The organism is Alistipes sp. AF14-19 (genome assembly GCF_003461645.1).
Classification (GTDB): Bacteria; Bacteroidota; Bacteroidia; order Bacteroidales; family Rikenellaceae; genus Alistipes; species Alistipes shahii.
The window spans coordinates 20698-42144 of record NZ_QTXM01000020.1 but is presented as its reverse complement, the minus strand read 5'-3'; the positions used below and the strand labels follow the sequence as shown (position 1 = coordinate 42144).

Sequence of the window (21447 nt, the reverse complement as noted above, 5' to 3'; positions counted from 1 at the left end):
GGCTTTTACTTCTTCGCCTTGTACTGCGACGGCGACATGCCGGCATTGCGCTTGAAGTAACTGCCGAAGAACGACTGGTTGGGGAAATTCAGGTAATAGGCGATTTCCTGCACGCTCATGTTCGAATATTTGAGCAGCGTCTTGGCTTCAAGGATCACGTAGTTGTCGATCCATTCCGATACCGATTTGCCGCTGATGCGCTTGATGAGCGTGGTGAGGTATTTGGGCGTGATGCATAGCTGCCGGGCGTAGAATCCCACGCTGCGTTCGTGCTTGTAGTGTTCGCCGAGCAGCTCGGTGAACTGCCTGAAATACTCCTCCGCACGGTTGTGTATCGGGCTGTCGACCTCGGGATGCTCCGTGAGGTAGTGGGTCAGGATGTCCCCGACCTTGTAGATCGTCGCGGCGATCAGTCCGCCGATGATCTCGCTCGAAAAATCCGTCTCGGAGCCTTTCAGTTCCTGTTCGACCATCGAGATAAAACTCCGGAGCGACTGGCTCTCGGCCTGCGTGAGTTCCATGCAGGGGAGCGAGCCGAATTGCAGGAAAAGCGGCATCATGCGTTTGGTGTCGATGTTGATGCGCTTGAGAAAATCCGGGGCGATGACGATAAGATGGGCCTTGAAACGGTTGTTGGATTGTACCTGCAGGATGTGCTTGGGGCTGAAGATGAAGAGCGAATCCTTTTTGAGCCGGAATTCCTGCAGGTTTGACGTGAGCGAAGTCTCGCCTTCGGTTCCGACGCCGATAATGAGAGCGTTCAGGCGGCTCGGGAACCGGAATATCTCCATTTCCGATGCGCTGTTTGCGGCGATGCATTCGCCCATAATTCCCGGACGCTTTTCGCCTCCGGCCATTGTGATGAGTTCGTTCAGGGTAAAACTCGATATCGGCATTTCTGAATTCGTCTGGTTCATAGTTTCGCTTAAATTTCGACAAATATAATAATGATCAGTCGGGTATCATTCAAAATGTTCGATTCTTCAACCTTATGAACACTACCGCGCGCTTTTCGACCTGCGGGTCTCTGAAAACGAAAGCGCCGACCTCACGGGTCGGCGCTCGATGCTCTGTCGGCGGACCGATCCGCATGAAGATTTATTTGGCGGCAGGCGCTGCTGCGGGCGCGTCGGTGATGCCCAGTTCCTTTTTCACGGCAGGCGCGACGTCCGTCAGCGTAGCCTCGTCGAAGTAAGCCAGCGATCCCGTCGACGTGTCGAACACGACCAGAAATCCGCCTGCGGCCGCTACCTTGTCGATGGCGCTTTTCGCCTTGTCGATGATCGGGGCGAGCAGTTCGTTCTGTTTCTTCTGGTAATCCTGCTGTGCGCGCTCCTGGAACTCGCGGGTGCGGGTCTGCATATCGTTCAGTTCCTTCTCCTTCACCTCCTTGATGGCGTCGCTGAAGGTGTTGTAGTTTTTCTGGAAATCCTGCAACTTGGTGTTGAATTCGACGTTCATCGTCTCGATGTTGTCCGACAACTCCTTGGCGAAGGTGTCCATGTTCTCCTGCATCGTCTTGGTCTCGGGCATCGCCATGATGATTTCCTGGGTGTTGATGCGTCCGAATTTCTGGGCGAAGAGCGATGTGGCGCCCATCACCAGCACAACCGCAAGGGTCAGTTTGATTGCTTTTTTCATACAGTTTTATCAGTTAATGTTTTGATGTCGGTTATTTCTTGAGCGCGTCGATCACCTGCTGCGTCCGCTCTACGGAAGGATTGGTGTAGAGCAGCGTGGGGTTGTTCGCCGAGTCGAGCACCAGGTCGGCGCCCGCCTGCTTGGCGTAGGCCTCGATGGCGTCGAAGACCTGTTTCTGGATCGGGGAGATCACCTCGATACGTTTTTTCATCAGCGTGCCTTCCTGTCCGAACAGGCTTTCCTGATACTCCTGCGCCTCCTTCTCCTTGTTCAGAATGGCGTTTTCGCGGGTCTGGCGCGCAGCGGCCGAGAGCGAGGTTTTCTGGCTCACGTAATTGTTGTAAAGCGCCTCGACTTCGGCAAACTTGGCGTCCACCTGGTCCTGGTACTGCTTGGCGAGCTTATCCAGGTCGGAAATAGCCGTATTGTAGGCGTCGATTGATTTGAACACTTTCTCGCTGTTGACGATTATGTAGTTCTGCGCCGCGAGTGTCCCTGCCGTCAGAATGAATGCCGCAATTAAAATCAGCCGTTTCATAATCCTGTTGTTTTTAAGTTAATATTCAGCCGGTTTCCCGGATTGCTGCTATAAATATAACTCTTTTCTTTCAAATTTATTGCCACGCCCCGTTTTATTTGAGCTCCCTTTGGCGAGGGGGATTCAGGGGATTTTGAATGCCGGTCCGCGGGTGCGGCCGTTCGGATCATGCTAAAATTGTTGTCCCAGAACGAAGTGGAACTGGCTGCCGCTCTTGGTCGAGGAGTTCGCCGGAGCGTCGAATCCGTAACCCCAGTCGATACCGAGCATACCCACCACGGGGAGGTAGAGGCGGACGCCGAAACCGGCCGAACGCTTGATCTTGAAGGGCGAGAACTTCTTCCACGAGTCGAATGCGTTACCGCCTTCGAGGAATCCCAGCACGTAGATCTGCGACGAGGGTTTGAGGATGATCGGGTAGCGAAGTTCGGCGGTGTATTTGTTGTAGCCGCGCGAGTAGTTGCTGCCGGGGTCGAGCGCGCCGTCCTCGTAACCGCGCATCGCGATGATGTCGATACCGTATATATTGTATCCCGACATGCCGTCGCCGCCGACTTCGTAGCGTTCGAAAGGCGAAACCTTATACTTGTTGTAGCTGCCGAGGTATCCCATTTCGGCCTTGAGCATCAGCACGAGGTTCGAGTTTTTCAGGAACGACTGGAACCACTGCGCCTTGAACTGCCATTTGTGGAACTCCACCCAGCGGTAGCGCTCCTGGTTGGCCCGGTCCGCCTCTGCGGAGGTCGAGTTGGAACTGTTGGCGATCTGCTCCAGTTTTTTGTAGTCCTTGCCGTCCCAGAGCGAGTAGGGAAGCGTGGCCTGCACCGAGGCGCTGAACTCCGAACCGCGGCGCGGGTAGATCGGCTGGTCGACCGAATTGCGGCCGAACACCAGTTTGATCGATGCCAGGTTGGCCGCGCCGTTCGTCATCACGAACGACGACCAGTTTTTCAGCGCGTAGCGTTCGTAGCTGGCTTCGGCGTAGAACGTGAAATAGGGATCGGGCCAGTTCAGACGCTTGCCCAGACCGGCGGCGACGCCGTAGGTCCGGAAATACTGCGTACTGGTCTGCCATACGTAATAGGCGTTGTTCTGCTCCGAGAAGTGTGCCGAGAGGGTAAACGAGTTGGGTTTCTTGCCGCCCATCCAGGGGTCGGTGAAACTGAACGCGAAGGCCTTGTAATACGTACCGTTGGTCTGTGCCGAGAGCGAGAGCCGCTGGTTCTGGCCCATCGGGTAGGGGCGCCATGCACCTTTCTTGAAGGTGTTCTTGATCGAGAGATTGTTCAGCGTGATGCCGACCGAACCCACGAAGGTTCCCGAACCCCAGCCGCCGGCGATGTTGAACTGGTCGGAAGCCTGCTCTTCAAGCGGCCAGTTGATGTTGACCAGCTCGTTCGAAACGGGCTTGATGTCGGGCATGATGGCCTCGGGGTTGAAGTGTCCCATCGAACCCAGCAGGCGGATGGTGCGCATCAGCAGCGCGCGGTTGTAGAGTTCGCCCGGACGGGTGTCCAGCTCGCGGCGGATCACCTCGTCGTCGACGCGCTGATTGCCCGTGATGCCGACTTCGTTGATGGTGAACTGCTTGCCTTCGAAGACCTTGACTTCGATGTCGATCGAGTCCGGGGCGATGATCGTCTCGGCGGGTTCGATCTGCGACATCAGGTAGCCTTCGTTCTGATAGAGCGACGACACGGATGTCGCTTCGGGATCGGTCTCCTTGCCGATGCCCAGCTGCTTGTGCATCGTCTTCTTATCGTAGATGTCGCCCTTCTTGACGCCGAACATCTGTTGCAGCCCTTCGGTTTCATAGACCGAGTTGCCCACCCACGAGACGTTGCGGATGTAGTATTTGTTGCCTTCCGACACTTCGAGGTCGATGCCCAGCCGTTTTTCGTTGATCGGGTAGATCGAGTCGCGTATGATGGTGGCATTGCGGTAGCCCCGCGAGTTGTAGAAGTCGATCAGCAGCTCCTTGTCCGCCTCGTAGTCGTTCTCGTTGAGTTTGGTCCCCTTGAAGAAGTTGATCGACTTCTGGTGGGTCTTTTTGAACGTGCGGCGCAGGCGCTTGTCGTTGAACTGCTCGTTGCCGACGAAGTTGATCTTGCCGATCTTCACTTTCTCCTTGCGGTCGATCAGGAAGGTCACCGTCACGGCCTGTCCCGGGCGCAGCGTGTCGTTGTCGATACGCACGTCCACCTCCGTATTGCGGAATCCCTTTTCGGCCCAGTAGTTATGGATGAGCTTCTTGTTCTTGTCGATGACGTAGTCCGAGAGTTCGCTTCCGCGCTTGAGTTTGAGCTTTTCCAGCAGGTCCTTCTTCTTGCCCTTCGAAATGCCCTCGAACTCCCAGTTGTAGACGCGGGGACGCTCCTTGAGGAAGACCTCCAGGTCGAGGCTGTCGCCCTCGATCTCGGCGCCGATCTTCACGTCCGAGAAAAAACGCTGGCTCCAGAGCCGTGAAATGGCGTTGGAGATGAAGTTGCTCGGCAGGTAGACCGAGTCGCCTGCGATCAGTCCGGCAGACGACTTGAGGATCTCGGGGTTGAGGTATTGCACGCCGTGGACGTTGACGTCGCGGATGTAATAGAGCCTGGGTTCGCCCTCGCTTCGGAACATCGGGGCGTTTTCTGAAATCGCAGGCTTCGGAGCCGCCGTCGTGTCCTGCGGATTCTGCTCCTGGGCGAATATATTCGAGCAGCATAGCACGAGGGCAGCTGCTGCCGTGAATATCTTACCGGAATAATTCATCTATTAAATATAGTCTAAAGTCATCTATTTAACCAGTCCGAAGCGGCGATCGCGCCGTGCGTATTCCTCCATCGCGCGGTCGAACTCCTCCTCCGTGAAGTCGGGCCACAGCACTTCGGGGAACCACAGTTCGGCGTAGGAGGCCTGCCACAGCAGGAAATTGCTCAACCGCTGTTCGCCGCTGGTGCGGACGATCAGGTCGGGGTTCGGGTAGGGGGCCGTGTAGAGCGCGGTGCTGATCGTCTCTTCGGAAATCTCCGACGGGGCGATCTGGCCGGCCTCCACGCGTTGCGCGATCTGCTGCACGGCGTGCGTTATTTCGCTCCGCGACGAATAGTTGAGCGCCAGGATCAGCGTCAGCGTCCGTCCTCCCGCAGTCTGCTCCTCGGCCATGGCCAGGTAGCTGCGGACCTTCTCCGAAAAACGGCTCCGGTCGCCGATCATGCGCACCTCGACGCCCTGGCGGATCAGTTCGGGCGTTTCGTTGACGACGCTTTTGCAGAAAAGCTCCATCAGGGAGTCCACTTCCTCCGCGGGCCGTCCCCAGTTTTCGGTCGAGAACGCATAGAGCGTCAGGTACTTCACGCCCCAGCGCGCCGCGGCGCGCAACGACGCCCGCACGGGTTCGACACCCGCTGCGTGACCTTCGTAACGCTCTTTGCCGCGCAACTCGGCCCAGCGGCCGTTGCCGTCCATGATGATGGCGACGTGTTGCGGTATGCGTTTCTGATCGCTCATATTAGGGCACAAATATAGGGAAAAATTCTGTTAACTTGTGGAAAAATGCGATAAATGATTAACTGCGGATGTCGATTCCCCACATCATCTTATTCCGTAACGTGTCGTAAAATGATATATTGTGCGGCACGGCCAAAAAAATCGTCTGTTCGGCCCGCTCCACGGTGAACGACGCGCCGTGCGAAACGGGGTAGGTCCGGTTGTCCAGCGTGACGAAGGCGTCCGCCCGCCGGGCGTCCACGTTGAGCGTGATGACGCCCGTGTCGGGGATCACCACCGGGCGCATCGTGAGGTTGTGGGGGGCCAGGGGCGAGATGACCAGGCACTGGCACGTCGGGGCCACGACGGGACCTCCGGCGCTGAGCGAATAGGCCGTCGATCCGGTGGGCGTCGAGACGATCACCCCGTCTCCGTGGTAGGTGGCCACCATCTGCCGGTCGACGTAGGTCTCCACCGAGATCATCCCTGCGCCGTGGCGCTGCACGGTGAATTCGTTGAGCGCCAGCTGCGATTCGGGCTGTCGGGCGAATTCGCCCGTGACGCGCAGCATCGAGCGCGGCTCGGTCGCGATGTTGCCTTCGGCTATCTCGCGGAAGATCAGGTTCAGCCCGTTGCTCGGGGCGCTGGTCAGAAACCCCAGGTGTCCGGCGTTGATGCCCATGACGGGAATCGGCGCGCCGCAGAGACGGTGCACCCCTTCGAGCAGCGTTCCGTCGCCTCCGTAGCAGACCATGACGGTTTCGGCAGGCTGTTTGCCGATGTAGCGGCCGTAGATCCTTTCGGGCGGGAGCGCCGTTCCCGTGGCCTGCTCCACCAGGGGGGCGAACTCCTCGTTGACGGCGTAATCGAAGCCGAAAGCTCCGATCGTTCCGATCAGCTGGCGGATCTCCTCGGGGGTGTGGGCGATCTGCGCGCGGGAAAAAAGTATGATTTTCATCGGCGGAGTTTCGAAAAAATAAGTAACTTTACCACGCCGGAACGATCCGAGGCCTTTTCGGCCCGGCAAGGCGCCGGGATGTGGCATATCTCCGGCAAATATACGGAAAGGAGAGCGATGCGCCAAATTTATTTGAGCTTGTCCGGATCGCGTTCCGCATTCCGTGAAACAGCGTAGAATTATGACAAAGTTAAGCGTTAACATCAATAAGATCGCCGTGGTGCGCAATTCGCGGGGCGGCAATCTGCCCGACGTGGTCCGCGCCGCGCTGGACATCGAGCGTTTCGGCGCCGAGGGCATCACGGTCCATCCGCGTCCCGATGCGCGGCATATCCGTTACGACGACGTGCGCGATCTCAAACGGGCGCTCACGACCGAGCTGAACATCGAGGGCAACCCCATCCCGGGTTTCATCGACCTGGTGCTGGAGGTGGTCCCTGCGCAGGTGACGCTGGTTCCCGACGCCCACGATGCCATCACCTCGAACGCCGGGTGGGACACTCTGGCCAACCGCGCATTCCTGACCGACGTGACGGCGCGCTTCCACGCGAAGGGCATCCGGGTCTCGGTTTTTGTGGACCCCGTGGCCGAGATGGTCGCCGGGGCGAAGGCCTGCGGCGCCGACCGGGTGGAACTCTACACCGAAGCCTATGCGCGCGAATATACCGACGACCCGCAGCGGGCCGTCGCTCCCTATCTGGCCGCCGCCGAAGAGGCTCGCCGGCAGGGGTTGGGGCTGAACGCCGGCCACGACCTTTCGCTGGAGAACCTGCGCTGGTTCGCCGAACGCATTCCGTGGACCGACGAGGTGTCGATCGGCCATGCGCTGATCTGCGACGCCCTCTACTACGGGCTGGAAAACACCGTGCAGCTCTACCGGCGCGAACTTAAATTCTGACGACTATGAAACGCATCCTGATCCTTGCCGCCGCGCTGTTCACCGCGTGCACGGCCTTTGCGCAGAGCGAATACAACCTCCAGCGGCGCAGCCTTTTCGAGGTGCTCCCGGTCTATTCGAGCGACATCGTGTTCCTGGGCAACTCGATCACCGACGGCTGCGAGTGGGCCGAGCTGTTCAACAACCGCCACGTCAAGAACCGCGGCATCAGCGGCGACCGCTCGGGGTGGCTGCTCGACCGTCTCGACCCGATCGTCGGGGGGCATCCCAAGAAACTGTTTCTGATGATCGGCGTCAACGACCTGGCGGCCGGCGTTTCGCCCGACGAGATCGTGGCCAACGTGGCCCGGCTCATCGACCGTTTCCAGTCCGAGTCGCGCTGGACGAAGATCTATGTGCAGAGCATCCTGCCCGTCAATGGCGAGTCTTTCGCCAAGTTCAGGAACCACTACGAGCACGGCCGTCAGATCGTGCCGCTGAACAAGCGGCTCGAAGCGCTGTGCGACGAGAAGGAAGTCACCTACCTCGATGTCTGGGGGGCGCTGGCCGACCACGAGGGGCGGCTGGACAAGCGTTACACCAACGACGGCCTGCACCTGACGGGCGAGGGTTACGTGGTGTGGCGGGATGCGATCAAGCAACACGTGAAGTAGCCGCGTGCCGTTGTCGAATCCCATATTCCGGCGGATTTCGCGCCTTGCCGACGAGCAGGGCGTGCAGGCTTTCGTCGTCGGCGGCTATGTGCGCGATCACTACCTGCGACGGCCTTCGACCGACATCGACGTGGTGGTCGTGGGCAGCGGCATTGCGCTGGCCGAGGCGCTCGCGCGCGAACTGAAGGCGAAGGTCTCGGTCTTCAAGACTTTCGGCACGGCGATGGTCCGCGCCCGGAATGTCGAAGTTGAGTTCGTGGGGGCGCGCCGGGAGTCCTACACCCGCGATTCGCGCAAACCCGAGGTCGAACCTGGCACGCTGGCGGACGACCAGCGGCGGCGCGACTTCACGATCAACGCCATGGCGTGGTCGCTGAACGGGGCCACGTTCGGCGAGCTGGTCGATCCTTTCGACGGGATGTCGGACCTCGAAGAGTGCATCATCCGCACGCCGTGCGATCCCGACGTCACCTTTTCCGACGACCCTCTGCGCATGATGCGCGCCGTCAGGTTCGCCTCGCAGCTGGGCTTCACCATCGAGGAAGAGACCTTCGAGGCGATCCGCCGCAATGCCGAACGCATCCGCATCGTCTCGCGCGAACGCATCGTCACCGAACTCAACAAGATCGTCCTTTCGCCCGTCCCTTCGATGGGCTTCGAGTTGCTGGAACTCACCGGGCTGCTGGAGCGGATTTTTCCCGAGATGCACAACCTCAAGGGGGTGGAGAAGCGGGGCCGCCACGCCCATAAGGACAATTTCCTCCATACGCTCAAGGTCGTGGACAACGTGGCGCGCCGCAGCGGCGATTTGTGGCTGCGCTGGGCCGCCGTGCTGCACGACATCGCCAAGCCGCTCACGAAGGCCTACGATCCCCGTGTGGGCTGGACCTTCCACGGCCACGAGGTGCTCGGCTCGAAGATGGTCCCGGCGATTTTCCGCCAGCTGAAACTGCCGCTCAACGAGCACATGAAGTTCGTGCAGAAGCTCGTGTTCCTTCACCTGCGGCCCATCATCCTCTCGGAGGACCTCGTGACCGACTCGGCCGTGCGCCGGCTGCTGTTCGAGGCGGGCGACGACGTGGAGGCGCTGATGACGCTGTGCGAGGCGGACATCACCTCGGGCATCGACGCCAAAGTGAAACGTTACCTTTCGAATTTCGAGCTGGTGCGCCGCAAGATGAAGGACCTGGAGGAGCGCGACCGCATCCGCAACTTCCAGCCTCCGATCACGGGCGAGCTGATCATGGAGACCTACGGCATCGGCCCGGGGCGCGTGATCGGCGACATGAAGGAGATCATCAAGAACGCCATCCTGGACGGCGAGATTCCCAACGAATACGACGCGGCCTACGCGCTGATGGAGCGGCTGGCCGCCGAGCGGGGGCTGACCCGCGTCCGGAAATAAGGCGAACCCCGCGGGGTTCGGTATTTGTAGGTAAAGAGAAGTGCAGGAAAGAGTAAATATCTTGTTTACAGGTGTTTAATCCTCTATTCTGCATCTGTTCCGAGCAATAAAAAAGCATAATCGGGCAGGATTAACGGTGAGTTTCGTTACTTATCCGTTACCTGCCCGAAATGCTTTTATTTGCATTAAAACATTCGTTTTCAGTTCGTTGCATTGAATTTCTGCATAACAAATAACTTGACTAAACGTTTAACAAATCCTCAAAGTTCAAGTTATTATGCAACGCAGCACTTTCAAAGTCCTTTTCTACGTGAAAAGGCAGTCCGAGAAATCGGGTCAGGTTCCCGTTATGGGTCGTATTACGATCAACGGCACGATATCGCAGTTCAGCTGTAAACTCACCGTTCGTTCTTCCCTCTGGGACGCCAAAGCAAACAAGGCGGCAGGTAAAAGCTTCGAAGCCCAACGCCTCAATGAAAAGTTGGAGAACATCAAAACCAATATCGGCAAACAATATCAGCGGCTCTGCGACCGTGATTCGTATGTCACGGCCGAAAAGGTTCGCAACGCCTTCCTCGGTATGGGTGACGCCTGCCGCCTGCTGTTGCAGACCTTCGACGAATACCTTGCAGGGTTCCTCAAACGTGTGGGCAAAGACCGCGCCTATTCGAGCTATGACAATTACCGCAAACGCCGTAACCGGCTTGCCTCTTTCCTCGAATACGAATACCGTGTAAAAGATATTCCTTTCAAAGAGCTGAAGCGGGATTTTATCGAAAAGTTTGTAGTCTACCTCTCCTCGGTACAAGGGATGCGTTCCGGTACGATCCATTCGACCATCAAGAAGCTGAAGTTAATGACCTATACGGCATATAAGAACGGTTGGATTGCCGTCGATCCTTTCGCCGGGTTCTATGTCAAAGCAGAATACGCTGAACGTCGCTACCTCTCGGCCTCGGAATTGCAGGCCGTGATGGACGTCGAACTTCCCAACTACCGTACGGGCATTAACCGGGATGCCTTCGTCTTTTGCGCCTTCACGGGCCTGAGCCATTCGGACGTAGCAAAGCTGACCCATGCCGATATTCACACAGACGACAATGGGGATTATTGGATTATCGACAAGCGGCAAAAGACAGGTACACAATTCCGTGTTAAACTCCTTCCCGTTGCTGAAATGATCTACAAACGTTATAAGGATATGCACCTCTCGGGAGACCGGGTCTTTCCGCTCAAAGGTACCTATAATACGCTGAACATGTCGTTACGGCATGTTGCCAGACATGCCGGTCTGTCATTCAACCCCACGATCCACATGGCGAAACATCATACAATCTCTATCTAATTGAAAATTAAACAGTTATTTCTGTTTAATTAATATCAGGTAACGATTTAGAAACGAGCGAATTACAATATTCTGTTTTCTTTTGCCTCTGTCAAAGAACGATTCTTTCAATGCAAATATACACTTTACTTGTGACAAAAGCAATCTTTTTCTACATTTAATCGACTTACAGTCAGCCTTAAAGAGGGTATCTGGTCTCATTCCATCTTCTTCCTCAAAAATAACATAGCAGTCTAAATTGGTTTATGTATGGGATAGGTCTTGTTCATTCGATCCGGTAGACTACTATACATAAAAGTATAAAGGCGAGATACGACAAGGAGATGCCATGCTTTTGTGTAAGGGGAATCTCTCTTAGCTTATCGCAGACCATGTATAGCTAAGTGTTTTGAGAATAAACAGTCTGTAAAAAACGGAAAGACACCGATTATGGGCCGTATCACCATCAATGGAACCCAAGCCGGTTTCAGTTGTAAGAAAGAAATGTCCCTCGCTTTGTGGGACGTCAAAACCAACCGGGCCAAAGGCAAGTCCGAGGAGGCCCGTACACTCAATCAGGAGCTTGACAATATCAAGGCGCAAATCACCAGGCACTACCAGTACATCTGCGACCACGACAGTTTTGTTACAGCCAAGAAAGTCTATAACCGCTATGTCGGCTTCTCAGAGGAATGCCACACCCTTATGAACCTTTTCAGGGAACAGCTGGAACCGTATAAAAAGAAAATCGGCATAGAGAAAGCCGAAAGCACCTACTGCGGTCTGGTTGCCGATTACAAGAGTCTCCTGCTTTTCATGAAAAGCAAGAAGAATGCAGAGGATATTGTCATCGAAGAACTTGAGAAATCATTCATCGAGGATTACTACAACTGGATGCTCGGTACATGCGCTTTGGCAAACTCCACTGTCTTCGGGCGTGTCAATACCTTGAAGTGGCTGATGTATATCGCGCAGGAAAAAGGCTGGATACGGGTTCATCCGTTCGCATCATTCGAGTGTATGCCCGAATACAAGAGGCGTTCTTTCCTTTCCGAAGAGGAACTGCAAAGGATAATCCATATAGAACCGAGATACAAACGCCAGCGTGCCATGCGCGACATGTTCCTGTTCATGTGCTTCACCGGTCTTTCCTATGTGGACTTGAAAGCCATAACATACGATAATATCCATACCGACTCCAACGGCGGTACATGGCTGATGGGCAACCGTATAAAAACGGGAGTGGCGTATGTCGTAAAATTATTGCCCATTGCTATCGAACTGATTGAAAAATATAGGGGTACGGATGAAAAGAAAGACTCCCCGAATGTGTCTTTCCGGTAGGTGAATACAATGCCATGCGGCTCAGTCTTGGAATCATAGGCAGGAAATGCAACTCCGGGGCGAGGTCACCCCGCACATCGGACGCCACGCATTTGCCGTTCTAGCCATACTCAAGGGGATGCTGCTGGAAACTCTTCAGAAAGTGTTTGGGCATAAGTCCATCACATACGTCCTGCGCATCCATTCACTTGTCCGGCGCAGGCGGGGCAATCTTTTTCTGGAAGTCGCCCATCTGTACGACCAGCGTGCTGACCAGCTTTCTCAACTCCTAATACGCGCTTGTTTCAATAATTGTCAGTTCCATACTAAAATTCTTTTTAAGATTCTGAATATGCGACAAAGTAACGCACATCCTATATCCTTTCCAAACAGATAATATCAGAGTCTTCCGTTGGCGTGCATTGGCGTATCCAACGTTAAAAGAGAAGGTCCTTCACCTGCATCCATGCGGCAACGGAACTTCCATTCCCTTACTTGTTTTCCATAAATTTATAGGATTAATTTCTGGTGCATGATATTAATAGTCATTATTCTGTCTGCTTTTTTTGCTTGCATAATTGCAGCTAACAGTTATCTATTCCAGAACGCATTGTTATGGAAAATGGCAAGCTGTTTTGTTGGTTTATGGATATTGTGTATGATAATTACCGTCTTCGTTTGTCGTAAACTTGAATGCTCTAATTAAAACAGTACGGTTGTCATGCTTTGTGTGTTTTATTATAAATATTATGAATTATTTGGAATTGATATGTAATATAGATAATTTTGCAGTCGGGAAATGGTTTCGGGAGGTTTACGCCTTCCGAATGAAAAGGGAACCCGGTGAAAATCCGGGACAGTACCCGCTGCTGTGAGTCCACAAAAACGGACATCGAACTTTTGCCACTGGTGTAATACCGGGAAGGCACGATGACCGGGACGAGTCAGAAGACCTGTCATGACCGGAATGAGATTTACACCTGCGGGATATACGGGTCGTAATCAAATAAGGAATAGCTCATCGGCCATTCAATATTTGAAGACAGACATATTCCCGTTCGTGTAAGTCCGCACGAACGGGAATTTTTTGTGTTTGTTAATAATATGTTTTACATTAAAATGAGTGACCTATGAAAAGAAAATTACGCTTTCTGGCAGGTGCCTGTCTATTTACCGCAACCGCCTTGTTCTCTGGCTGTAGTTCGGACGATGACTTTTTGATGGACCCGGTTGATTCCGGAACTTCGCAAACCCGTGCTGTGACAAATCCGGACGGTACTTTAACTATCACTTTCGATGATTTCGATCCCGGCATGTTAGCAGGACCTACCTCGGCCGGAGAAAATCTTTATTCGTACCAAGGGTATCCTCAAGTAACCACCATTTACGACAATACTCCGGAAGAATATCTCTTCCTTTCAATGTTTAATACTGTAGGTGGAAGCACAGAGTATTCCAGCGGCGGCATCGCACTTTCCAACTGGAACATCCGCTCCAATCAGTCGGGAAATACCGGAGACTGGTGGTATTCTTATCTAAACCAATGTTCTGTCTATAACACTGCGGTGGAAGCGGAAGGACAGAATAAGGAAGCCGGGCACAGCGGTTCCAATTTCGGTGTCGTTTACGGATATGTGGATGCTTACAATCAGGCATGGATGGCTAAACCAGAATTTTATTTCAATGTTCCCCGGAAATTGGTCGGCCTGTGGATCTGCAACACCTCATACACTTATGGTGTCATTACTTATGGTAATCAGTTCGGTTCTACGGGGGTAGCGACTCCTCTGAAAGAGATGAAAGGGTATTTCCAAGTGAATCTGGAATGTTATGATGCGAATGGCGGTCTGATCCGCACTTACAAACGTCTTTTAGCCGATTATCGTAACGGCCAACAACAGGTTGATCCTATCACGACATGGGATTATTGGGAAATCAATGCCGAAGGGGTGCAAAGTGTGAAATTCAACTTCGAGGGTTCGGATTCGGGAGCATACGGTTTGAATACTCCGGCTTATATCTGTATTGATGATATCACCATACAATAAAAAGAATACAAGGATATCCCTTCTGTCGGGGGTATCCCTGTTATTTTTCTAAAATCCACACATCATGCATCGTTTTCACTATTTTATTATTTCTGCCTGTATGCTGTTCACCTCCTGCAACAAGGATGAAGTCATTACCGAAGAAGTAGGAGGACAACCTATAATAGAACTTGACAGCGAGACCGGTATTTACACTGTCAAGGTCGATCACGAATTGACTATCGCCCCGACATACCAGAATGTTGAAGATGCTCTTTTTGCTTGGACGATAGACGGTACGCTGGTTTCTTCGGGTCCGTCTCTTCAACGTACATGGAATGAATGCGGGGATTTTTATGTCAAACTAAGAGTAGACAATGCGGAAGGCTATGCCGAAGAGGAACTGAAAGTAGAAGTGAAAGAACTCACCCCTCCGGTCATCTCACTGGCACTACCTTCGCAGGGGCTAAAAGTCGTCCGGAATACCGATTACACATTTACTCCCGATATTCAGCATTCGGATGTCGAAGGGTTCAAAATCGAATGGGTACGGGAAGGAAAAATCGTTTCCACCGAGAATACTTATACTTTCAATGAAAAAGAACTCGGTGTTTATACGGTGACAATCAACGCTTCCAATATAGATGGGACAACAACGAAAGACGTAAGCGTAGAGGTCGTGGAAACGATGCCCTACGTTGTCAAATTCCCGACCCCGTCTTACCTGCAAACATCCACGGACAGGTACACTTTTGCCGACCGTCCTGTTTTCCTGCGTCCGTTGTTGGAGTATTTCGACAATCCCCGTTTTGAGTGGAGTGTGGACGGTCAGGTCATGGAAGGAGAAGTGGAACGCATGTTCAAGTTCACGCCGTCCGCACCCGGAGAATACACCGTCTCCTGTACTGTGTCGGAAGACACACCGACGGAAAAAATAAGCAGGAATATCGACAAAGGGAAAACGGCTGTCACTGCCACCGTAAAAGTCGTTTGTGTGGACAAAAAGGAACAAGACGGCTTCCGGGCTTCGGGAAGTTCCAAGCTCTGGAATAAAGTCTATGAATATACCCCAGCTCCCGGCCAATTTATCAACGAGACGAGCACGATAGGCGGTATGACCGGCAACGAAACATCCCCTGAAGCGGCTGTCGCATGGGCAACACAGCGTTTGAAAGACAAACTGCACGTCTCTTTAGGTTCTTTCGGGGGTTATATCATCGTCGGCTTCGACCACAGTATTCCCAATTCGGGTAACCAATATGATTTCTGTGTTCAGGGGAACGCCTTTGACGGCAGTTCCGAACCGGGTATCGTATGGGTCATGCAAGATATAAACGGAAACGGATTGCCGGATGACGAGTGGTACGAACTGAAAGGATCTGAAGCAGGCAAGGAAGAAACAATACAGAATTTTGAAGTGACCTATTACCGTCCGGAAGGCAAAAAAATGGATGTCCAATGGATCAGTTCCGACGGTAGAAACGGCTGGGTAGACTATCTGTCCGCTTATCATACACAAGACTATTATTATCCGGCTTGGATTTCGGAAAACAGTTATACCCTGACAGGCACTTGTCTGGCCGCCCGCAACACCCAAGATTCTCAAACCGGTTATTGGGATAATCAGAGTTATGACTGGGGGTACGTGGATAATTTCGGAAACGACCAGATAGAAGGCGGCAGTACGGTGGATGGAAGCGGACAAAGGAACGGTTTCAAAATTTCCAATGCCATCCATGCCGATGGAACGGAAGCCAATCTGCAATATATTGACTTTATCAAAATACAATGCGGTGTTCTGGCCAAAAGCGGCTGGCTGGGCGAAGTTTCTACGGAGGTATTTTCTTTTGAGGATCTAACCAAATAATAAAAATTACAAGTATGAAAATTTATTTTCTTCCCATGCTCCTATCCTTGTTCTTTTTGGGAGCGTGTGACAAAAACGATGAAATTATACCTGAAGATGCAGATGAAAATTTCATCACATCGGTCGTGATGACCGTGGACGGGAAATCGTACACGGCCGACATTACGGACAATACAGTAACAATAACCGTTCCCTATACGGTATCGCTGAACAACGCCGAAGTGGAATTCAAGTACACAACTTCTGCAACAATCATACCTGATCCTGAAACGGTAACGGACTGGGATAACGAACGAACCTTCCGGGTGACATCCTATAACGGAGATGCCCGCGAATATACCTATAAGGTCGTGAAAAGCGAGATAGAATCTGACGGAGATGTGGAGTTGAAGACCACCGAGGAGGTAGCTTCTTTTGCCGCAACCAAAACAACCGTTGTCAAAGGGAACCTGATTATCGGCTCTGATGCGGAAGAGGCAGAAAAAATCACTGACATATCTGCATTGGCATCTTTGAAAGAGGTTACTGGCAACATTGTCATTCGTAACAGTTACAACGGTGCAGACTTGACAGGGTTGGATAATATCGTTTCTGCCGGAGGTTTACAGGTAGGTTCGACCGATGTCGCCTCGAAAGCTACGGAACTTCACATGATTTCCATGAAAGCATTGGAAACGCTCTCCGGAGACATATCGGTATATAACGACCAAGTGACGTATGTCCTATTCGAGAAACTGGCAACTATTGAAGGAAGCGTGATGTTCAATGCGTCGTCGTTACAGAGTTTTGAGTTTCCGGTTCTGACTACTGTAGGTCAGGATCTGAATCTTCAAGGACTCAATGAAGAGAACACAGCAGCCGGTTCGATTGCGTCTTTGGAAATACCGGAACTGACAAGTGTCGGAGGGGTCTTGTCCGTAAACAATCTTGCCAAGCTGACTTCCATGAGCTTCCTTAAGCTGAAAGAGACCGGTGGCCTTGATTTCCATACCGTCCCCGTGATGTTGGAAACCATCAACCTTCCGGAAATCGAAACAGTAAACGGAAGTATTATTATGGAAGCCAATATGGAAGCTCCTCCTACCGGTAGTTTTGTTCCCCAACGAAATGACGTGCTTCAGGCTTTCGGTGGAATGGACAAACTGACAACGATAAAGGGACAGATAAAGATAAAGAATTTCACGGCACTCAAACAACTTCCCGACTGGAGCAAGATCACCACACTTGGAAGCATCACGCTGGATTATCTTGAAGATGTGAGCGGAACACTGCTGTTGCCGAACGCCCGATTTGAAACCTTCGGAGAAACAGCGCCCCAGATTGAAATTATAAACAAGGTGCAGCTCTCCAAAATTGAAACAGCCGAAGATTTGTCAAATGTAAATTTTGTCATCACCAGTCTCACGAATAATAAGTTCCCTGAAATCACGTTCAAGAATATCAAAGACTTCACTTGTAAGCCAACCACCAACAATATCGATTATACCATATCGACAATTCAACATGTATATGGAAATCTAAATGTGACAGGCCAAATGCGAAGCAATGCCAAATTTCCCGACTTGGAAATCATAGATGGATATGGATATATCCAAATACCCATGTTTGCTTCAATCACAATGCCAGTCTTGAAAGAAGTGGGAGGACAGTTCTATTTATCTGGAAATTTTACCAGTTGTAACTTGCCCTTACTATCCAAAGTTTGTTGTTCAGCTTCTCCTGTATATTATAAAGAGGGAGAGGGTTCGTTAGCAATATCTTTACAAAATAAATCGCTGGATATTCCGGAATTGCTTCACGTAGGAGGTGAAGGGTTGTTCGTTAATAAAGCAACAGGCATTACTTGTGATAAATTACAGACTATAGATGGTACGCTACAGATAAAAAGTGCGACTTCTCTTTCTCAGGAAACACTTTCCATGGAGAAGTTGGAGACCTTGCATGGGGTTGTTTTTGACGGTTTGACGATATTTACCGACTACACTTTCTTCGGCAAGTTTATAGAAAACGGAATGATTACGGGGGGAAGTTGGAGCGTGACGAAATGTGGGTATAACCCAACCTTCCAAAATATGAAGGACAAACAATATACGCAGCAGGATTAAACCTTATACCTTAACCAGAGTACCCGTAATGATTCGGGTACTCTTTTTTATCCGAATGACAATGAGCAGAACAATACAACGGATTTGCCTTTTTCTTTTCTGCCTGCCAGTTTTCGGCAGTTGCATGAAATGGGATTACGGAGAGATGGAAGATTTCTCTGTATCGGCCTCTGGTCTTTTCATTACCAACGAGGGGAATTTCCAGTACAGCAATGCCACGCTTTCCTACTACGATCCCGCCACGTGCGAAGTGGAGAATGAAGTGTTTTACCGTGCCAACGGGTTCAAGTTGGGCGATGTGGCCCAGTCTATGGTTATCCGGGACGGTATAGGCTGGATCGTGGTGAACAACTCGCATGTGATTTTCGCCATCGACATCAATACTTTCAAGGAAGTGGGCCGTATCACAGGTTTCACCTCACCCCGGTATATCCATTTTCTGTCGGATGAGAAAGCCTATGTGACGCAGATATGGGACTACCGTATCTTCATCATCAACCCCAAGACATACGAGATTACCGGCTATATCGAATGTCCAGACATGGACATGGAATCGGGTTCCACCGAACAAATGGTACAATACGGCAAGTACGTCTATGTGAACTGCTGGTCGTACCAGAACCGCATCCTGAAAATCGACACGGAGACGGACAAGGTCGTGGACGAACTGACCATCGGCATACAACCTACTTCGCTGGTCATGGACAAATACAACAAGATGTGGACCATCACGGATGGCGGTTACGAGGGCAGCCCATACGGTTACGAGGCACCGTCTCTCTATCGTATAGACGCCGAGACTTTCACCGTAGAGAAACAGTTCAAGTTTAAGCTGGGCGACTGGCCTTCGGAAGTCCAGCTCAACGGTACACGGGATACACTTTACTGGATCAACAACGATATTTGGCGAATGCCGGTGGAAGCCGACCGTGTTCCCGTCCGGCCTTTTCTGGAGTTTCGGGACACCAAATACTACGGCCTTACGGTCAATCCCAACAACGGGGAGGTATATGTGGCCGACGCTATTGATTACCAGCAACAAGGTATCGTGTATCGCTATTCGCCGCAAGGCAAGCTGATCGATGAATTTTACGTGGGAATCATTCCGGGAGCTTTCTGCTGGAAATAACGAGGAAGGAGGACAAAAATGAAAAGACATCTTATTCTATTGTTCGTGGGGGTAAGCCTGCCCTTTCTGCTTGCCGCCCAGCAGAAAAATTCCGTCAGCATTACCAAAAGGGTACTACGTATTCCGGAGGTTACGGTGGTGGGCAAACGACCTATGAAGGATATAGGCGTGCAACGAACCCGTTTCGATTCCATCGCCATGAAAGAGAACATCGCCTTGTCTATGGCCGATGTGCTGACATTCAACTCATCCGTTTTTGTCAAGAACTACGGACGCGCCACGTTATCCACCGTGGCTTTCCGGGGTACCTCTCCCTCGCATACCCAAGTGACGTGGAATGGTATGCGCATTAACAACCCGATGCTGGGCATGACGGATTTTTCCACCATCCCTTCTTACTTTATCGATGATGCCTCGCTGCTGCACGGAACGTCATCGGTAAACGAAACGGGCGGCGGCTTGGGTGGTCTGGTCAGGCTCTCCACTTCTCCGGCCAACCATGAAGGGTTCGGGTTGCAGTACGTGCAGGGAGTGGGGTCGTTCAGCACGTTCGACGAGTTTCTCCGCCTGACCTACGGTGACAAACACTGGCAGTCCTCCACCCGTGTGGTGTATTCCTCTTCCCCCAACGACTACAAATACCGAAACCGGGACAAGAAGGAAAACATCTATGACGAGGACAAGAACATCATCGGTTCCTATTACCCGACGGAACGCAACCGCAGCGGGGCTTATAAGGATCTGCACGTCTTGCAGGAAATTTATTATAACACGGGCGAAGGCGACAAGTTCGGGCTAAACGCCTGGTATATCAATTCCAACCGGGAACTGGCGATGCTCAGCACGGATTACGGGAACGACATGGACTTCGAGAACCGCCAAAGGGAGCAGACGTTTCGCGGCGTCCTCTCGTGGGATCGCGTGCGGGAGAAATGGAAGGTCGGTGTAAAAGGCGGCTATATACACACATGGATGGCCTATGATTACAAGCGGGACAAGGGAAACGGCGAAATGGCTTCGATGACCCGCTCACGCAGTAAGATTAACACGTTCTACGGAAGTGCGGACGGGGATTATGCTCCTTCAGAGAAATGGCTGTTCACGGCCGGTGTTTCCGTACACCAGCATTTGGTGGAAAGCGCGGACAAAAATATCATCTCGCAGGAAGGTAACAAGGCTGTTGTCGGGTATGACAAGGGACGTGTCGAGTTTTCCGGTTCCGTTTCTGCGAAATGGCAGCCTGTCGATCGTTTTGCCGCCTCGCTTGTCCTTCGCGAGGATATGTTCGGTACGGAATGGGCCCCGGTTATCCCGGCTTTCTTCATCGACGGGGTACTGTCGAAAAAAGGCAATATCGTGGCGAAAGCATCCATCTCCCGGAACTACCGTTTTCCCACGCTGAACGACCTCTATTTTCTGCCGGGCGGTAATCCCGACCTGAAAAGCGAGCACGGCTTCACATACGACGTGGGGTTGTCGTTCTCGGTGGGGAAAGAAAATGTATATGCTTTGAGCGGTGGTATCAACTGGTTCGATTCGCACATCGACGACTGGATCATCTGGCTACCCACAACCAAGGGATTCTTCTCCCCCAGAAACCTCAAAAAGGTACATGCTTACGGGGCAGAGACCAACGCCCACCTTGATATAATGCTCGGAAAGGACTGGAAACTGGATATGAACGGAACTTTCTCGTGGACTCCCTCGATCAACGAGAGCGAACCGATGAGTCCGGCAGACCAATCCGTCGGCAAACAGTTGCCATACGTGCCGGAGTTTTCCGCAACGGTGACCGGACGTCTGTCATGGCGGACATGGAGCCTGCTTTACAAATGGTGTTATTACAGCCAGCGTTATACCATGTCGAGTAATGACTATACCCTGACGGGCTATCTGCCCCCTTACTTCATGAATAACGTGACACTGGAAAAACAGCTCTCTTTCCGATGGGCCGATCTGTCGCTAAAGGGCAGCATCAACAACCTGTTCGATGAAGAATACCTTTCCGTATTGTCCCGTCCCATGCCGGGCATCAATTTCGAGATATTCATCGGCATAACACCCAAGTTCGGAAAAAACAAAAATAGTAAACGATAATCTGCATCAAT

General features: G+C 52.2%; 17 protein-coding genes and 1 riboswitch. Of the genes, 11 read left to right on the top strand and 6 right to left on the bottom strand.

Translation table 11 applies throughout. The features are described 5' to 3' along the window. Nucleotides 1–5: 5 nt before the first annotated feature. From DWW03_RS13935 to DWW03_RS13910, 6 genes are all read right to left on the bottom strand, one after another. A complete protein-coding gene (locus DWW03_RS13935; RefSeq protein ID WP_118406916.1) occupies nucleotides 6–917 on the bottom strand; it encodes an AraC family transcriptional regulator in 912 nt (303 codons plus the stop codon). A gap of 181 nt (nucleotides 918–1098) precedes the next feature. Next, a complete protein-coding gene (locus tag DWW03_RS13930; protein ID WP_015547297.1) occupies nucleotides 1099–1641 on the bottom strand; it encodes an OmpH family outer membrane protein in 543 nt (180 codons plus the stop codon). A gap of 31 nt (nucleotides 1642–1672) precedes the next feature. Continuing rightward, nucleotides 1673–2179: an OmpH family outer membrane protein gene (locus DWW03_RS13925; RefSeq protein WP_015547296.1), complete on the bottom strand. Its 507-nt coding sequence runs from the start codon at nucleotides 2177–2179 to the stop codon at nucleotides 1673–1675. A 171-nt stretch (nucleotides 2180–2350) separates the two neighbouring features. Then, a complete protein-coding gene (locus DWW03_RS13920) occupies nucleotides 2351–4933 on the bottom strand; it encodes an outer membrane protein assembly factor (RefSeq protein WP_015547295.1) in 2583 nt (860 codons plus the stop codon). A 24-nt stretch (nucleotides 4934–4957) separates the two neighbouring features. Beyond that, complete coding sequence (locus DWW03_RS13915) at nucleotides 4958–5671, bottom strand: isoprenyl transferase (RefSeq protein WP_015547294.1); 714 nt, start codon at nucleotides 5669–5671, stop codon at nucleotides 4958–4960. 58 nt (nucleotides 5672–5729) lie between these two features. Continuing rightward, entirely contained in the window at nucleotides 5730–6608 is an 879-nt protein-coding gene (locus tag DWW03_RS13910) for an NAD(+)/NADH kinase (protein WP_015547293.1), read from the bottom strand. A 181-nt stretch (nucleotides 6609–6789) separates the two neighbouring features. Between DWW03_RS13910 and DWW03_RS13905 the strand changes: the two genes are divergently transcribed. From DWW03_RS13905 to DWW03_RS13850, 11 genes are all read left to right on the top strand, one after another. Further along, the gene (locus DWW03_RS13905; RefSeq protein WP_022062039.1) at nucleotides 6790–7506 is read left to right on the top strand and encodes a pyridoxine 5'-phosphate synthase; all 717 of its coding nucleotides are present in this window, start codon (nucleotides 6790–6792) and stop codon (nucleotides 7504–7506) included. Nucleotides 7507–7511: 5 nt separating this feature from the next. Then, nucleotides 7512–8159, top strand: coding sequence for a GDSL-type esterase/lipase family protein (locus tag DWW03_RS13900; protein ID WP_022062040.1), 648 nt, complete (start codon nucleotides 7512–7514; stop codon nucleotides 8157–8159). A 4-nt stretch (nucleotides 8160–8163) separates the two neighbouring features. Beyond that, on the top strand, nucleotides 8164–9564 hold the full coding sequence (locus DWW03_RS13895; RefSeq protein ID WP_118406914.1) for a CCA tRNA nucleotidyltransferase: 1401 nt from the start codon (nucleotides 8164–8166) through the stop codon (nucleotides 9562–9564). A gap of 277 nt (nucleotides 9565–9841) precedes the next feature. Beyond that, on the top strand, nucleotides 9842–10909 hold the full coding sequence (locus DWW03_RS13890) for a site-specific integrase (protein ID WP_118406913.1): 1068 nt from the start codon (nucleotides 9842–9844) through the stop codon (nucleotides 10907–10909). A gap of 429 nt (nucleotides 10910–11338) precedes the next feature. After that, nucleotides 11339–12232 (top strand): phage integrase SAM-like domain-containing protein, encoded by an 894-nt coding sequence (locus DWW03_RS13880; RefSeq protein ID WP_011203113.1) that lies wholly within the window; start codon nucleotides 11339–11341, stop codon nucleotides 12230–12232. A gap of 46 nt (nucleotides 12233–12278) precedes the next feature. Beyond that, the gene (locus DWW03_RS17010) at nucleotides 12279–12608 is read left to right on the top strand and encodes a hypothetical protein (protein ID WP_004289226.1); all 330 of its coding nucleotides are present in this window, start codon (nucleotides 12279–12281) and stop codon (nucleotides 12606–12608) included. Between the two features lie 386 nt (nucleotides 12609–12994). Then, nucleotides 12995–13187: riboswitch (cobalamin riboswitch) on the top strand. Nucleotides 13188–13341: 154 nt separating this feature from the next. After that, nucleotides 13342–14259 (top strand): DUF4465 domain-containing protein, encoded by a 918-nt coding sequence (locus DWW03_RS13870; RefSeq protein ID WP_007567599.1) that lies wholly within the window; start codon nucleotides 13342–13344, stop codon nucleotides 14257–14259. A 64-nt stretch (nucleotides 14260–14323) separates the two neighbouring features. Then, nucleotides 14324–16105, top strand: a complete 1782-nt coding sequence (locus DWW03_RS13865; RefSeq protein ID WP_004293827.1) for a PKD-like domain-containing protein — start codon at nucleotides 14324–14326, stop codon at nucleotides 16103–16105. Between the two features lie 14 nt (nucleotides 16106–16119). Further along, the gene (locus tag DWW03_RS13860) at nucleotides 16120–18210 is read left to right on the top strand and encodes an epidermal growth-factor receptor (EGFR) L domain protein (protein WP_118406912.1); all 2091 of its coding nucleotides are present in this window, start codon (nucleotides 16120–16122) and stop codon (nucleotides 18208–18210) included. A gap of 28 nt (nucleotides 18211–18238) precedes the next feature. Beyond that, nucleotides 18239–19339 carry a YncE family protein gene (locus tag DWW03_RS13855; RefSeq protein ID WP_004293828.1) on the top strand — a complete coding sequence of 367 codons (1101 nt, stop codon included), beginning with the start codon at nucleotides 18239–18241 and terminating at the stop codon, nucleotides 19337–19339. Between the two features lie 18 nt (nucleotides 19340–19357). Further along, nucleotides 19358–21436, top strand: a complete 2079-nt coding sequence (locus tag DWW03_RS13850; RefSeq protein ID WP_117508588.1) for a TonB-dependent receptor plug domain-containing protein — start codon at nucleotides 19358–19360, stop codon at nucleotides 21434–21436. Nucleotides 21437–21447 lie beyond the last annotated feature (11 nt).

What these genes read in the sequence shown, in the direction of transcription:
- DWW03_RS17010 (WP_004289226.1), top strand. Translation starts at nt 12,279, where the DNA reads ATGCAACTCCGGGGCGAGGTCACCCCGCACATCGGACGCCACGCATTT.
- DWW03_RS13935 (WP_118406916.1), bottom strand. Translation starts at nt 917, where the DNA reads ATGAACCAGACGAATTCAGAAATGCCGATATCGAGTTTTACCCTGAAC.
- DWW03_RS13900 (WP_022062040.1), top strand. Translation starts at nt 7,512, where the DNA reads ATGAAACGCATCCTGATCCTTGCCGCCGCGCTGTTCACCGCGTGCACG.
- DWW03_RS13915 (WP_015547294.1), bottom strand. Translation starts at nt 5,671, where the DNA reads ATGAGCGATCAGAAACGCATACCGCAACACGTCGCCATCATCATGGAC.
- DWW03_RS13870 (WP_007567599.1), top strand. Translation starts at nt 13,342, where the DNA reads ATGAAAAGAAAATTACGCTTTCTGGCAGGTGCCTGTCTATTTACCGCA.
- DWW03_RS13855 (WP_004293828.1), top strand. Translation starts at nt 18,239, where the DNA reads ATGATTCGGGTACTCTTTTTTATCCGAATGACAATGAGCAGAACAATA.
- DWW03_RS13920 (WP_015547295.1), bottom strand. Translation starts at nt 4,933, where the DNA reads ATGAATTATTCCGGTAAGATATTCACGGCAGCAGCTGCCCTCGTGCTA.
- DWW03_RS13865 (WP_004293827.1), top strand. Translation starts at nt 14,324, where the DNA reads ATGCATCGTTTTCACTATTTTATTATTTCTGCCTGTATGCTGTTCACC.
- DWW03_RS13890 (WP_118406913.1), top strand. Translation starts at nt 9,842, where the DNA reads ATGCAACGCAGCACTTTCAAAGTCCTTTTCTACGTGAAAAGGCAGTCC.
- DWW03_RS13930 (WP_015547297.1), bottom strand. Translation starts at nt 1,641, where the DNA reads ATGAAAAAAGCAATCAAACTGACCCTTGCGGTTGTGCTGGTGATGGGC.
- DWW03_RS13925 (WP_015547296.1), bottom strand. Translation starts at nt 2,179, where the DNA reads ATGAAACGGCTGATTTTAATTGCGGCATTCATTCTGACGGCAGGGACA.
- DWW03_RS13860 (WP_118406912.1), top strand. Translation starts at nt 16,120, where the DNA reads ATGAAAATTTATTTTCTTCCCATGCTCCTATCCTTGTTCTTTTTGGGA.
- DWW03_RS13910 (WP_015547293.1), bottom strand. Translation starts at nt 6,608, where the DNA reads ATGAAAATCATACTTTTTTCCCGCGCGCAGATCGCCCACACCCCCGAG.
- DWW03_RS13905 (WP_022062039.1), top strand. Translation starts at nt 6,790, where the DNA reads ATGACAAAGTTAAGCGTTAACATCAATAAGATCGCCGTGGTGCGCAAT.
- DWW03_RS13880 (WP_011203113.1), top strand. Translation starts at nt 11,339, where the DNA reads ATGGGCCGTATCACCATCAATGGAACCCAAGCCGGTTTCAGTTGTAAG.
- DWW03_RS13850 (WP_117508588.1), top strand. Translation starts at nt 19,358, where the DNA reads ATGAAAAGACATCTTATTCTATTGTTCGTGGGGGTAAGCCTGCCCTTT.